Raw genomic sequence first — 14205 nt, 5'->3', positions numbered from 1 at the left:
CGCCGAAGAGCACTTCGGGAGGCGTTGAATTGATCGCCTTTGACTGGTGGATGATCACGAATGTCGTTCACGAGCGAAGCCGCCCCGCACCCGCCTCGCGGGCCGCGAACTCCGCGAACCACGTCAGCATCTCCGGATGAGTGACGGACCCGGGGCTGCTCACCTCGCCGGGGCGGGCGCCCTGGAGGACCCGCTTGACCGGGACTTCGAGCTTCTTGCCGGTGAGCGTGCGCGGGACGGCCGGGACCCGCACGATGACGTCGGGCACATGGCGCGGGGACAGCCCGCTCCTGATGGCCGAGACGATTCTCGCGCGCAGGGTGTCGTCCAGCTCCGCGTCGTCGGCGGGCACGACGAACAGCGGCATGAAATAGGCGCCGTCGGGCTGTTCGACGCCGAGGACGAGACTGTCGGCGATCTCGGGGAGCCGGTCGACCACGGCGTAGATGTCGGCGGACCCCATGCGCACGCCCGAGCGGTTCAGGGTGGAGTCGGAGCGGCCCGCGACGACGACCGAGAGGTCGGCGTCCACGGTGACCCAGTCACCGTGCCGCCAGACACCGGGGTAGGTGTCGAAGTAGCTGGCCCGGTAACGGGCGCCGTCCGGGTCGCCGACGAAGTGCAGCGGCATGGACGGCAGCGGTGCGGTCACCACCAGCTCGCCCTGCTCACCGGTCAGCGGGCGTCCCTCCGGGTCCCAGGAGGCCAGGGCGACGCCGAGGGCGGGGGCCTGGATCCGGCCGGCCCGCACGGGCAGCAGCGGGGTGCTCCCCGCGAGGACCGAGCACACGTCGGTGCCGCCGCAGATGGACTGGAGCCGCACCCCCGGTGTCAGCCGTTCGTGGACCCAGTGCCAGGTGCTCGGCGGCAGCGTCGACCCGGTCTGCAGGACGGTCCGCAGGTTCCCGAGCCCGTAGGTGTCCGCGGGGCGGCTGCCCGCCTTCTCCGCGGCGGTCAGATAGGCCGCGCCCAGTCCGAGCACGGTCGCGCCCGTCCGCTCGGCGATCTCCCAGGCGCCGTCGACACCGGGATACGTCGGGCTGCCGTCGTACAGGACGACGGTGCTGCCGTGCAGCAGTCCGCCGACCAGGAAGTTCCACACCATCCAGCTGGTGGAGGTGATGAAGAGGTAGCGGTCCTCGGGGCGCAGGTCGACGCCCAGGCCCAGGGCCTTGAGCAGCTCCACCACGATGCCTCCGTGACTCTGCACGATCCCCTTGGGGATGCCCGTGGTCCCCGAGGACCACAGGATCCAGAGGGGATGGCCGAACGGCACGTCGGCGAAGGCGAGCGGGCCCTGCGCCGTCGGCAGCGCGGACCAGGTGTGCCGGCGCACGTCCGGCCGGGCGGACCACGGCTCGGTGGGCGCCGGGAAGAGACTGTCGACGACGAGGAGATGACGGAGGGTAGGCAGGCCGTCCACGAGTTCGGCGACGTCGGGGCGTTTGTCGTAGGTCCTGCCGCCGTGGCGGCAGCCGTCCGCCGCCACGAGGACGGTGGGCCGGGCCTGCTGGAGCCGGGCGAGCACGCTCGGGGTGCCGAAGTCCGGGGAGCAGGCCGTCCACACGGCGCCGACCGCGGCCGTGGCGAGCAGTGCCACCACGGTCTGGCGCAGGTTGGGGAGGTAGCCGGCCACGCGGTCGCCGGGCTCCACGCCCATCCCGCGCAGCGCCGCCGCCACGTCGGCGACCTGCCGCCGCAGTTCCTGCCAGGAGGTCTCCTCGGGCGTGCCGTCCTCGGTCAGGCAGACGAGGGCGGGGCGGGTGTCCGTGGCCCGGGCGAAGCAGCGTTCGGCGAAGTTCAGCCGGGCGCCGGGAAACCAGTCGGCGCCGGGCATCGAGGCCTCGCCCAGCACCCGGTCGTAGCCGCTGACCGCGTCCAGCCCGTAGAACTCCCACACCGCCGACCAGAAGCCCGCGAGGTCGGTGGAGCTCCACCGCCACAGCTCGGCGTAGCCGGAGAACCTGAGTCCCCGGGTCTCGCCCACCCAGGTCATGAAGTCCGCGACGTTGGAGTGCTCCAACTCGCGGGGACCGGGGGACCAGAGCAGGTCGGTGTCGGTGTTCATCGGGGTGCCTTTCTGGGCTGGACGCGGCGGGTCAGCCGGCTTCCAGGCCGCTGAGCAGTTCTTCCGCCCGCGGCCAAGAGCCGTAGCCGGACGCGGGGTTGAGATGGCCGACCTCGCCGAGTTCCACCAGGGCGGCGCCCCAGTCGGTGGCCAGCGCCGCCACCCGCTCGGCGCTGCCGAGAGGGTCGTTCGCGCTGGCCGCGACGACACTCGGGAAGGGCAGCGGGGTCCGGGGGACCGGTGTCCAGCCGTTCTCGCCGAGCACCTCGGGCGTCGGATAGCCCTCGGGCAACGGGGTGTCGAAGTCCGGCGGGGTGACGAGCAGCGCTCCGCGCACCTGTGCCGTGCTTCCCTGGGCCCAGTGGACCGTCGTGATGACCCCGGCGCTGTGCGCGACGAGCACGACGGGTCCTTCGGCCTCGGCGACCACCTTGTCGAGCACCGCGACCCGGGCCTCGCGGCTCAGTCCGTCCTCGGTGAGCGGCGGGACGGTGCGGACGGTGCGGCCGGCCTCGGCCAGCCGCTCCGCCAGCAGGGTCTGCCAGTGCTCGGCCACGTGATCGCGCAGTCCGGGGACGATCACGACCACCGGTTCCGGCGAGGCGCTCACGCGGTCACCACCGCCTCCTCGGGCCGCGCCTCCGGGGCGGGTCCGCTCGTCAGCCGGAGCAGGTCGCGCTCGTAGAAGTGGCGGCCGACCAGGAAGGCGAGGGTGGCGGCGAGCGCCGTGAGCGGGACGATCCGCAGGGCGCCGAGCAGACTCGAGCCGTCGGCGAGCGCACCCGTGACGGCGGGGCCGGGCGCGAGTCCGAGCAGGCTGTTGGCGAAGGTGAGGGTGGCGAAGGCGGTCGCCGAGATGGACGCCGGGGTCAGGTTGGCGACCATCGCGGTCGCGGGGCCCGCCGTGCCGGCCGACAGCAGGGCACCGGCGGCCAGGACCGCCAGCTGGAGCGCACCGGTCGGCAGCCGGAAGGCCGCCATGAGCAGGACGAGGGAGCCCATGCTGAACCCGATGGCGACCATCCACTTGCGGATGGGGAACGCCCGGCTGAGGCGGTCGGAGACGATGCCGCCGCCGATCATGCCGACACCGATGACGAGGATGAAGATCCCGGCGGTCGCGCCGGCCTTCGCGGTCGGCATGTCGTAGTAGCGGTTGAAGTAGCTGGGCAGCCAGGCCATCAGTGAGGCGGCGACGAACAACTGGAGTCCGCTGCCCACGTAGGCGCTGATCACCGAGACGGAGGAGAACAGCCGCGGCAGCAGCGCGCGCAGCCGTCCCTGGGGACCGGGCTCGGCGTCGGTCGAACCGCCGGGCGGGGTCAGCCTCTTCTCGGTGACGACGACGCCGTAGACCGCGGCCAGCACCAGGCCGAAGACGCCCATGGCGCCGAACGCCCAGCGCCAGCCGAAGTGCTGGGCGACCGCGCCGCCGATCGACACACCGAGGACCGAGCCGAAGGCACCGCCGGCTATGAAGGCGCCGGACAGGGTGGCCCGCAGGCCCATGGGGAAGATGCTCAGGACGACGGCGATGCCGACACTTCCGTAGGCCGCCTCGCCGATGCCGACGAAGAGCCGGCCGACGAACATCTGGTCGTAGCTCGCCGAGACCGCGCAGCCGAGCGTCGCCACGCTCCACAGCACCGCGGCCAGCAGCAGGCTCTTGACCCGGCCCCAGCGGTCGGCCATCAGGGACATCGGGAAGGTGAGCAGGCCGACCATGAGGGCGACGACGCTGCTGAGGGTGCCGAGCTTCGCGTCGGTGAGCAGCCACTCGCTCTTGAGGTCCGGGAAGACGGCGTTGAGGACCTGCCGGGACATGTAGTCCGACAGCAGCAGACCGAAACTGAGGGCGAAGACCACCCAGGCGTAACGACGGGACACGGGCCATCCGGACGAGGCGGTCGGGTCCGTCCCGGGGATGGGGCCGGCAGTGGTGTGCAACTCCATTGTCATCACCTCACGCGCTGTTGGAAAAAGGGGGTCAGAACGGTCTGTCGCCGACGATTCCCGCGCGCTCCATGCGGCGGACGGCGGGCCAGTAGTCCTGCACGGCGTAGTGCTGGGTGGAGCGGTTGTCCCAGATGGCGACGCTGTTCGGGGTCCAGCGCCAGCGCACCTGGTACTCGGGGACCGCGGCCTGGGCGATCAGGTAGTTGAGCAGGAGGCCCGCGCCCGGGGCGAAGTCCTGTCCGAACCGGACGTTCTCGGGCGTGTGGTAGTTGACGAAGTGGGTGGTGAACGCGTTGACGAAGAGGATCTCCTCGCCGGTCTCCGGGTGGACGCGCACCACCGGGTGCTCGGCGTCCGGGAACTGCGCCTTGAGGGCGTGCCGCTTCTCCTCGGGCATCACGGCGCCGAAGGTGGCCTCGATGCTGTGCCGGGCCCGCAGCCCCCGGACCTTGGCGCGGATGTCCTCGGGCAGCCGTCGGTACGCCTCGGCCATGTTGACCCAGATCGTGTCCCCGCCGACGGCCGGCCCCTCGATGCAGCGCAGCACCGCGCCCATCGACGGGTTCTCGCGCCAGGTGCCGTCCGTGTGCAGGGCGTTCTCGTAGTGCTCGGCCGGGCTGTCCAGATCCTTGTAGATCCGCACCAGGCCGGGGTGCTCGGGATCGCTGCCGGCCACCGGGTGGTCCTCCAGCGCGCCGAACCGCTCGGCGAAGGCGACGTGTTCGGCGCGCGTGATGTCCTGGTCGCGCAGGAACAGCACCTTGTACTGCAGCAGCAGGGACCGGATCTCCTCGAAGAGGTCGTCGTCCCGTGCGGCGTCGCCGAGGTTCACGCCGGACAGTTCCGCGCCGATCGAGCAGGTCAGCGGTTCGACCCGGATGGAGCCGCGGTGATGGGCGCGGACCGGCGCGCCCTCGGGGGGAGCGAGGGTGTGTTCCATGGTGCTTCCTCCTGGTGGCAGTGGAGTTGACCGCGGGGGAGTGGTGGGTTCAGAGCACGAGGACGGACGACCCGGTGGTCGTGCCCGCCTCGAGTTCGCGGTGCGCCCGGGCGGCGTCCTCGAGCGCGTAGCGCTGGTTGACCTGGATGCCGATGCGTCCGGACAGGACGTGGCCGAAGAGTTCGTCCGCGAGTTCCGCCCGCTCGGCGGGGTCCGCGATGTAGTCGGCGAGCGCGGGCCGGGTGACGAACAGCGAGCCCTGGACGGCGAGTTGCATGGCGTCGATGGGCGGGACCGGCCCGGAGGCGGTGCCGAAGCAGACGAGCAGTCCGCGGCGGCGCAGCGAGGCGAGCGAGGAGGCGTAGGTGGTCCTGCCGACGCTGTCGAAGGCGACCGGGACCCCGGCGCCGTCGGTGAGTTCGCGCACCCGCTCGGCCACGTTCTCGCGCCGGTAGTGGATGACGTGGTCGCAGCCGTGTGCCCGGGCCAGTTCGGCCTTCTCCTCGGTGGAGACGGTGCCGATGACGTTCAGTCCGAGGAGCTTGGCCCACTGGCAGACGATGAGGCCGACGCCGCCCGCCGCCGCGGTGAGCAGGACCGTGTCGCCCTCCTTGAGCGGGTGGATCCTGCGCACCAGGTACGCGGAGGTCAGACCGCGCATGGTCATGGCGGCGGCGGTCTCGAAGGGGATGCCGTCCGGCAGGCGGATCAGGGAGCCGGCGGGCATCACCCGCTCCGTGCTGTACGCGCCGAGCGGGCTTCCGGTGTACGTGACCCGGTCGCCCTCGGCGAATCCGGTGACGCCCTCGCCCACTGCCTCGATCACACCCGCCGCCTCGACGCCGAGACCGGCGGGCAGCGGCGCGGGGTAGAGACCGGTGCGGAAGTAGGTGTCGGCGAAGTTGAGTCCGACCGCGTGGTGCCGGATCCGGACCTCGCCGGGGCCGGGGTCGCCGACGACGACCTCCTCCCAGCGCAGGACCTCGGGACCGCCGGTCTCCTTGAATCGAATGGCGTGGGCCACGGGGGCGCTCCGTAGTTCGTGTCGGATGGATGAGGGGAGGAAGGGACCGCCGGGGCCGGGGGGTCTGGCCCCGGCGGTCCCGGGCCGCGGGGACCGGGCCGCGGGGACCGGGCCGCACCGCTGCGGGCTCCGCCGTGGTCCGGCGTGCCACGCCGGGCGGGCCCGGTGGGCGGGGGCCGGTCGGCGGGGTCCGGAGAGGTGGGTCCGGTGGGCCGGGTCCGGAGGGCGGGGCGGGGCGTCGGGTCAGGCGTCGCGGAGCATGAAACCGCGCTGTCCGGGACGGCGGTTGGGCACCATGCCGAGCTGGGCCAGCGTCTCGTCGGTGCTCGAGAAGGTCTCGCCGATCCTGTAGATCTTTCGGGCCTCCGCGCCGGTCGCGATGTCACGGCCGAGAGCCTGCGAGATCTGCACCATCTGCTCGACCTGCTCGACGCTGGACATCCGCTCGCCCTTGCGGCGCCACAGGTTGTCCTCGTTGCCCACCCGGACGTGCACACCGAGCGCGATGCCGATCGCGTTCATGGGCGCCACGGCACGCATCGAGCTCTCGATGGTCAGGACGGCGCCGTCGGGCACGCGGCGGACGAACTCGATCAGGTCGGCGGGGTGCCGGCCCGCGAAACCGCCGCCGATCGCCACGTAGTTGAGGACCAGCGGGCCGGTGTAGACGCCGGAGCGGATCAGGCGCTCCACGGTCTCCAACTGGGCGAGGGTCGCGAGCTGGAAGTGCGGCTGGATGCCGCTCTCGCCGAGGCGCTTGAGGTGCTCCAGATAGAAGTCCGGACCGGCCTCCAGGTACATGTCCCGGTACGCCTTGTAGTAGTCGGGCTTGGCGATCGAGGTGCCCTCCAGATCGTCGTCGGTCATGATCTCGACGATGTTCATCTGGCTGGTGTTGATCGCGATGGTGACCTGGTCCGGCTTCGGGTCCAGGTCGGCGAGCATGTGCCGGCTGTCGAAGTCCAGCCACTTGGCCTCGGAGCCCTCGCCCTCCGGGGCGAAGGAGATCGATCCGCCGATCTGCAGGACCATGTCCGGCACGGCCTCGCGCAGTCGTCCGATCAGCTCGTTGAACATGGACAGGCGCTTGGAGCCCTTGCCGTCGAGCTCGCGTACGTGGATGTGGAGGACGGTGGCACCGGCGTTGTAGCAGTCGACGGCCGCCTGCACGTGCTCGTCCATCGTCAGGGGGAGGTCGTCGGCGTCGCCGGGGAGCCATTCGGGGCCGTACGGGGCGGCCTGGATGACGAGCTTTTCCTGGTTCTCGGGGAAGAGCGAGTCGTCGTGGAAGTGCACGGTCCGTCTCCTTCGTCGGATCTGCGATCACGTGCCGGGGGCGTCGCCGCGTACGGCGCGGGGCCTCGGGAATCCGGCGGGATCGATGCGGGTCACCGGTGACAGCGGGCGCGGGCGGGGCCCACTGCGATCGGCCGGTCCGGAGGGAGCCAGGGGGAGTGTGCGGCTCCCTCCGACGGCCGACCGCGTCTTCTGTGCGGTGGTGCCAAGGTAGGGCCGAGTCAGGAGGCGTGCTTGCCCTCAGGGGACGGATGATTTGTCATTTGGGGACATCGCCCACGCGGAGGCCGGCTTGGGCCGTCACCGGGCCGCGGTGCGGGCCCGGCCCCGTGATTCCGGGCGCGTAAAGGGAGTTGCTACGGCGTCCTGCTGCCGCGCCACGCTCGCGGGCTGCATCCGAACTGCTCGCGGAACCACCGGGAGAACCCGCTCAGCGACGAGAACCCGAGCAGGTCGGAGATCTCCGTCAGCGACCGCCGGGGATTGGCGACGAACTGCTCGGCGAGATGCCGGCGGGTGACGTTCAGGAGCGAGGAGAACGTCTCCCCCGAGGCGGCCAGATGACGGTGCACGGTGCGCCGGTCGACGCCGAGGCTGCGGGCGACCTGCTCGATCGAACAGCGCCCCGTCGGCAGCAGGATCTCGATCAGTTCGCGTACCCGGTCCGCGGCGGTGGTGTCCTTCGGGACGGCGATCGCGTCGAAGTACTGACGGGCGTACTCGCGCATCAGCGGGTCCGCCATGGCGTTGGGCGCGTCCAGGTCGTCGGCGTAGAAGACGATCCCGTCGATCTCGCGGCCGAACTCCACGACGGTGCCGAAGGCGGCCTCGTGCGCCGAGGTGTCCGCCGGCGCGGAGTGCCGGAACCAGACCGAGAGCGGCTGCCAGCGGGCGTGCAGGAAGTCCGTCAGGATGCGGTGGTACGCGGAGACGGCCAGCTCCGTGGCCTGCCGGGACTCCATCGCCTCACCGAGCCGCAGATCCACCTTCAGCGTGGCCAGCCCGTCCCCCTCGGAGAGCCGGGTGTGCAGGATCTCGTTGTACATGTACTGGTGGCGGATCAGCATCTCGAGCGCGCTGCGCACGTCCGGTTCCTCGCGGACCACGAGGCTGATGGGGCCGAGCGTGGAGAAACGGCGGAACTCCGCGAGCAGGACCCCGAAGTCCTCGTGACCGGACTCGGCCGCCGACAGTTCCAGCACCTGGACGGCCGCGGTGCCGGAGATCCACCGGTCCTGGACCGTGAGGGCGGCGGTGTCCAGACCCACCCGCTTCAGGAGTGCCTGCGGATCGATCCCGAGGGAGCGGCACAGCTCGACATAGCCGCTCAGGGCGGCGGTGCGGACCAGCGGTCTCATGGGCACGCTCCAGGAATGTCCCGAAAAGCAAAGTCTCCTGTCCCGCCAGAACAAGCGCGGCGGTGGTCGAGGAACCTAGCATGACGCCGTTCACCGGCAGGGTCCGAGCGGGGTGACCCCTCGTCCACGGGTGAACACCCGACGGATGGGAGGCGAACATGACGGGAACGGCGGACCGGGCACCGTCCAATCCCCGGCCGGGCGCGGATCAGGCAGCATCCGCTCTCCGGCCGGGCGCGGATCAGGCAGCATCCGCTCCCAGGCCGGGCACGGACCGGGCGGCGTCCGCGCCCATGCCCCGCCCGGACCCCTCGGTGTGGAAGGGGCCCGAGCTGGGCGGGCCCGAGGAGTGGCGGCTCGACCTGTCGGAGACCCGGCTCGCCGAGATCGACGCCGCCCTCCAGGAGACCCGCCGACGGGATCTCACCCTGCTCAGGCTGACCGCCGCCGACTTCCCGCTTCCCGGCCTCGCCGCCGACCTGGCGCGCCTTTCCGCGGTCCTGGACCAAGGACGTGGGTTCGCGGTCGTCCGGGGCATCCCCGTCGAGCGGCTCGGCGAGAGTGCCGCGAGCACCGTGTTCTGGGGGATCGGCCGCCATCTGGGGCACCCCGTGCCGCAGAACGCCGACGGTGTCGTCCTCGGCCACGTCCGGGACACCGGCCGGAGCCTGGGCGACCCCGCCGTACGCGGCTACCAGACCCGGGAGGCCCTGCCCTTCCACACCGACCCCACCGATCTGCTCGCCCTGATGCCGCTGCGCGAGCCCCGTTCCGGCGGACAGGTCTCCCTGGTCAGCTCGGCCGCGGTGCACGACGCCGTCCTGGAGCTGCGCCCCGATCTCGCCGGGCGCCTCCACCGCACGTACCACTTCGACCGCCGCGACGAACACGCCCCCGGAGAGCCGCCCTGCACCAGCGCCCCGCTGGTCACCCGGCCCGGCGGGCCGGCCGGGGCGCCCGGCATGCGGTACAACCGGTGCTACCTCGAATCCGCCCAGCGCTTCCCCGAGGTGCCCCGTCTGGAGCCCGAGGACCGGGAACTCTTCGACCTCATCGACTCCGTGGCCGCCTCCCCGGACCACCGGCTCGACCTCGACCTCCGGGTCGGGGACCTGCTGCTGGTCAACACCCACCGGGTGATGCACGCCCGCTCGGCGTTCGAGGACCACCGTCCACCGGAACCCGGGCGCCACCTGCTGCGACTGTGGCTGGCCTCACCCCGGGGTGCCGGTAGCCAGGACACACCCCCCTGGGTCACGCTTCGCGATGTGATCCGACCGCGCGCCACCGCCGCGCCCCGCGCGACGAACTCAAGGAGAAAGCCGGCATGACCAACCTCGTCACCCTTCTGGCCGCCACCACCCGGGCCCACGGGGAGCGCGTCGCCGTCCGCCACGACGACAGCACGCTCACGTACGCCGAACTCGACGACGCCAGTGCCCGGGTGGCCTCGCTGCTGCGGGACCGCGGCGTCGCGCCGGGCGACCGGGTCGCGCTGACCATGCCCAACGTCCCGCTGTTCCCGGTCCTCTACTACGGCATCCTGCGGGCCGGCGGTGTCGTCGTCCCGATGAATCCGCTGCTCAAGGCCCGCGAGGTCGCCTTCACCCTGCGCGACTGCGGAGCGCGGGCCGCCCTGGTCTTCCCGCTCTTCGCCGAGGAGGTGACCAAGGCCGCCGCCGAGACGGGCACCGACTGCCTGGTGACCGACCCCGCGACCTTCGACGCCCTGCTGAGCGGACACGAGCCCCTGCACGACACCCCGGACCGGGCCGACGACGACGCCGCCCTGATCCTCTACACCTCGGGCACCACCGGCACGCCCAAGGGCGCCGAGCTGTCCCACCGCAACCTGGCCCGCAACACCCTCACCACGGCCGAGACCCTCCTCCAGGTCGGCCCGGAGGACGTGCTCTTCGGCGGCCTGCCCCTCTTCCACGCCTTCGGCCAGACGTGCGCGCTCAACGTGGCTGTGGCGACCGGAGCCACGCTGACCCTGCTGCCCCGGTTCGACCCGGTGAGCGCCCTGGAGGTCATCGCACGCGACAAGGTCACCGTCTTCCTCGGCGTGCCCACCATGTACGCCGCCCTGCTGCACGCCGAACTGCCCGAGGGCTTCGACGCCGGCCTGCTGCGCCTGGCCGTCTCGGGCGGGGCCGCGCTTCCGGTCGAGGTCCTGCACGGCTTCGAGCGGCGCTTCGGCGCCGCCGTCCTCGAGGGGTACGGACTCTCCGAGACGTCACCGGTCGCCGCGTTCAACCACCCCGACCGGCCGCGCAAGGCGGGCTCGATCGGCGTACCCATCCGCGGGGTCGAGATGCGGCTCGTCGCCGAGGACGGCGGTGTGGCCGCGCCGGGCGAGGTGGGCGAGATCGCCATCCGCGGCGAGAACGTCATGACCGGCTACTGGAAGCGCCCCGAGGCCACCGCGGAGGCGATCCGCGACGGGTGGTTCCACAGCGGCGACCTGGCCCGTGTCGACGAGGACGGGTTCTACTTCATCGTCGACCGCAAGAAGGACATGATCATCCGCGGTGGCTACAACGTCTACCCGCGTGAGATCGAGGAGGTGCTGTACGAGCACCCCGCCGTCGCCGAGGCCGCCGTCGTGGGCGTGCCGCACCCCCTGCACGGCGAGGAGGTCGCGGCCGTGGTCACCCTCAGGCCCGGGGCCGAGGCCACGGCCGAGGAGATCCGCGCCCACGCCAAGGAGCGGGTCGCGGCGTACAAGTACCCCCGGATCGTCGAGATCACGGCCGAACTGCCCAAGGGCCCCACGGGCAAGATCCTCAAGCGCGAGATCGTGGTCGACGGCGCGTGAGCTCTTGAGGACGGGGGCGTGAGCCCTTGAGGACAAACCCGTGAGCCTTTGAGGAAGAGGATCCCGGTGACGACGGCCACCCCGCCGCCGTCACCGGGACCCGGAGCCGCCCCCCGCCGCCGGCGCCGGGCCCCCAAGCCGCCCCCCGCCGTCACCGCTCCCGCTCCCGATCCAGCTCCCGAGTCCGCCCGGGTCCCGACGGGCTCACCGCCCCCGTTGCCGCGGCCCCGCGAGGATCAGGCTCTCGACGCTCTCGTACACCCCGCGTTCCCGGTCGGCCGCGCGGCGCCCGGAGAGCAGACTGCCGAGCCAGCCGAAGAGGAAGCCCAGCGGGATGGACACCAGGCCCGTGGTGGTGAACGGGAACCAGTTGAAGTCGGCGGCCGGGAAGGCGGACGTCGGGGAGCCCGACACGAGCCGGGTGCCCGGCATCAGGACCAGGACGGCGAGGGTGCCGCCGACGAGGGTGCACAGCAGACCGGCGCGGGTGTAGCGGCGCCAGAAGAGGCTGTAGACCAGGGCCGGGGCGATCGCCGAGGCGCCCACGCAGAAGGACATGGTGGCCAGCGGCTGGAGGCTCCTGTTCTGGACGACCACCGCGAGCGCGATCACGGGCGCGCCGACGACCAGCGCCGAGCCGCGGGCGAAGGCCGTCTCGCGCTGGGACGACATGCCCTTGCCGCGGCCCGCGAAGACGTCGTGGGCCAGGGAGTTGGCGCAGGCGAGGGTCATGCCGGCGACCGAGGCCAGCAGCGTCAGGAAGATCGCCGTGGTGACCGTGGTGAACACCAGGGTCTCCGCCCGGGACACCACGGGGCCGAACGCGGCCCGTGAGCCCAGCAGATAGGCGGTGTGCCCGCGCGGATCGGCGGCGGTGACGCCGGACCGGCCGATCATCGCCGTCGCGCCGACGGCCACGACGCCCGCCACCAGCATGAACAACGCCACCGACGACACCGCCCAGGACATCGAACGCCGCACCTGGCGGGCGCTGTTGGCGGTGAACATCCGCATGGTCACGTGCGGCAGACAGGCTCCGCCGAGCACGATGGCGAACTGCGTACTGATCATGTCGAGCCGGGGATGCGGGCCGCCGGCGAACTGGAGCCCGCCGTGCAGGAACGCCTCCGGCGCGCCGCTGCGGTGCGCGGCGGTGGTGAACAGCTCACCGGGGTCCCAGTGGAACCGGCCGAGGATCAGCACGGAGACGGCGATCCCGGAACCGAGGAGAACGACCATCTTCAGGAGCTGGATCAGCGCGGTGCCCCGCATGCCGCCGATGGCCGCGTAGGTGATCATCAGCGCCCCGACCCCGACGATGCAGCCCGTCTTCATGGAGCTGTCCGTGAAGCCGAGGATGAACGCCAACAGCTGCCCCGTGCTGGCCAGTTGGACGAGCATCATCGGCACGAGGGCGGCGACCGTGACACCGCAGCCGGTGATCCGCACCGCCCGCCCGGGCATGCGGCGGGCCAGGACGTCGCCCATGGTGAACTCGCCCGTGTTCCGCAGGGGTTCGGCCAGCAGGAACATCAACACCAGCAGCGACAGCAGCGTGCTCAGGGCCAGCACGACACCGTCGAAACCGCACAGGGCGATCACGCCCCCGATGGTCAGCACGGTCGCGGCGGAGATGTAGTCGCCGGCGATGGCCAGTCCGTTGCGCAGCGGGGACAGCGAGCGGTAGCCGGTGTAGAACTCGGCGAGATCGTCGCTGTCGGGGCCGGTCAGCACGCACAGCAGCAGGGTGATGGTGACGGCGATGGAGAAGGCGACGAGCGACCAGGACTGGGTGGTGCCGGCGAAGGCGCTCACCGGTTCCGCTCCTGCTCGCCGCCGGCCCACGGGACGCTCCGGTTCACCCGGTGTGCGAGGGGATCGACGTAGCGGCGGGCGGTGCGTTCGTAGACGAGCACGGCGAGCCAGGTGGCGGGGATCTGGGCGAGGGCGACGACCAGGCCCGTCGGGAGACCGCCGGTGACGGGCCGCTCCATCAGGGAGGGGCAGCCGGCGGTCAGGCCGAGGAAGAGAGTGAAGCAGCCGAGCACCACGAACGTGGTTACGCGCCGTTGCCGGCGGTAGGCGCGGCGCAGGATGCGCAGATCGCGGTGGTGCCCGGTCCGGGCGCGGGGTGATGCCCCGCCGCGTAAGGGTTCCGCCGCGGCCGGGTCGGGGACGTGGCGGGCGAAGGAGCTGGGGTGTCCCCGCGGCGCTCGCGCGGGCCGGGGGGTGGGACTGTCGTACGACATGCCGGTCTCCTGGTGGGGTGCGGGCCCGGCGTGCACGGACCGCGGGACGGTGGGGGACGGCTCGGGTCCTCGCACGCTATTCGGCTCCTCGGCCCGTGCGAAGGGCTTTCCTCCAACTGCCTGGTCGGAGCATTGGCATGCCTCTGACCTCGTCTGTTGTCGAAGAAACCGCTGTTGCGCCCGGGCTCGGAGTGAGGGCTGAGGCGCGCTGGGGGACGGACGGACGGTGCACGCGGCGGCGGCACGGGACCCGCCGTGAGGCGGTGCGCCGAGTGCGCTGGTGTCGGTCGACGAGGTGGTCCGGGCGGCCGACGGAGGCAGGATGCGGCCGGTGTCCCCGGCGCGGGAGGGCGCGTGTCGGTGGTACGGGGTGGCGCGTGTCGCCGTACGGGACCGCGGGCGTCCGCGAGCGGGTCCGGTGCGGATCCCGGACTCCGGGCGTGCGCCCGGCGTGGCTCTCGACTCCGACGACGGGCCGGTGCGCGTTCGAGGA

General features: G+C 72.1%; 11 protein-coding genes. 2 read left to right on the top strand and 9 right to left on the bottom strand.

The features are described 5' to 3' along the window. Positions 1-67 precede the first annotated feature (67 nt). From IO36_RS30185 to IO36_RS30155, 7 genes are all read right to left on the bottom strand, one after another. Positions 68-2068 (bottom strand): acetoacetate--CoA ligase, encoded by a 2001-nt coding sequence (locus IO36_RS30185; protein ID WP_037624323.1) that lies wholly within the window; start codon positions 2066-2068, stop codon positions 68-70. Between the two features lie 31 nt (positions 2069-2099). Beyond that, positions 2100-2678: an RBBP9/YdeN family alpha/beta hydrolase gene (locus tag IO36_RS30180; RefSeq protein WP_037624322.1), complete on the bottom strand. Its 579-nt coding sequence runs from the start codon at positions 2676-2678 to the stop codon at positions 2100-2102. Further along, a complete protein-coding gene (locus IO36_RS30175; RefSeq protein WP_245173541.1) occupies positions 2675-3955 on the bottom strand; it encodes an MFS transporter in 1281 nt (426 codons plus the stop codon). The genes IO36_RS30180 and IO36_RS30175 overlap by 4 nt, the downstream gene beginning before the upstream one ends. A gap of 100 nt (positions 3956-4055) precedes the next feature. Further along, on the bottom strand, positions 4056-4964 hold the full coding sequence (locus IO36_RS30170; RefSeq protein ID WP_037624320.1) for a TauD/TfdA dioxygenase family protein: 909 nt from the start codon (positions 4962-4964) through the stop codon (positions 4056-4058). Between the two features lie 49 nt (positions 4965-5013). Further along, positions 5014-5988 (bottom strand): quinone oxidoreductase family protein, encoded by a 975-nt coding sequence (locus IO36_RS30165; protein WP_037624318.1) that lies wholly within the window; start codon positions 5986-5988, stop codon positions 5014-5016. 243 nt (positions 5989-6231) lie between these two features. After that, on the bottom strand, positions 6232-7284 hold the full coding sequence (locus IO36_RS30160) for a beta-keto acid cleavage family enzyme (protein ID WP_037624317.1): 1053 nt from the start codon (positions 7282-7284) through the stop codon (positions 6232-6234). Between the two features lie 356 nt (positions 7285-7640). After that, on the bottom strand, positions 7641-8642 hold the full coding sequence (locus tag IO36_RS30155) for an AraC family transcriptional regulator (RefSeq protein ID WP_037624316.1): 1002 nt from the start codon (positions 8640-8642) through the stop codon (positions 7641-7643). A gap of 293 nt (positions 8643-8935) precedes the next feature. Between IO36_RS30155 and IO36_RS30150 the strand changes: the two genes are divergently transcribed. Together IO36_RS30150 and IO36_RS30145 are read left to right on the top strand one after the other, a co-directional pair. After that, complete coding sequence (locus IO36_RS30150; protein ID WP_051901062.1) at positions 8936-9973, top strand: TauD/TfdA family dioxygenase; 1038 nt, start codon at positions 8936-8938, stop codon at positions 9971-9973. Further along, positions 9970-11463: a long-chain-fatty-acid--CoA ligase gene (locus tag IO36_RS30145; RefSeq protein ID WP_037624315.1), complete on the top strand. Its 1494-nt coding sequence runs from the start codon at positions 9970-9972 to the stop codon at positions 11461-11463. Before IO36_RS30150 ends, IO36_RS30145 begins: the two co-directional genes overlap by 4 nt. Before the next feature lie 204 nt (positions 11464-11667). Here IO36_RS30145 and IO36_RS30140 read toward each other — a convergent pair whose 3' ends face one another. Beyond that, the gene (locus IO36_RS30140; RefSeq protein WP_037624314.1) at positions 11668-13278 is read right to left on the bottom strand and encodes a sodium/solute symporter; all 1611 of its coding nucleotides are present in this window, start codon (positions 13276-13278) and stop codon (positions 11668-11670) included. Further along, positions 13275-13712, bottom strand: a complete 438-nt coding sequence (locus IO36_RS30135; protein WP_037624313.1) for a DUF485 domain-containing protein — start codon at positions 13710-13712, stop codon at positions 13275-13277. The genes IO36_RS30140 and IO36_RS30135 overlap by 4 nt, the downstream gene beginning before the upstream one ends. Between the last annotated feature and the right edge of the window lie 493 nt (positions 13713-14205).

Origin of the sequence: Streptomyces aureus, from assembly GCF_000725495.1 — a bacterium.
GTDB classification, from domain to species: Bacteria; Actinomycetota; Actinomycetes; order Streptomycetales; family Streptomycetaceae; genus Streptomyces; species Streptomyces aureus_B.
Note: the sequence above shows the minus strand (reverse complement) of the source record. Positions and strands in the feature narration are given on the sequence as shown.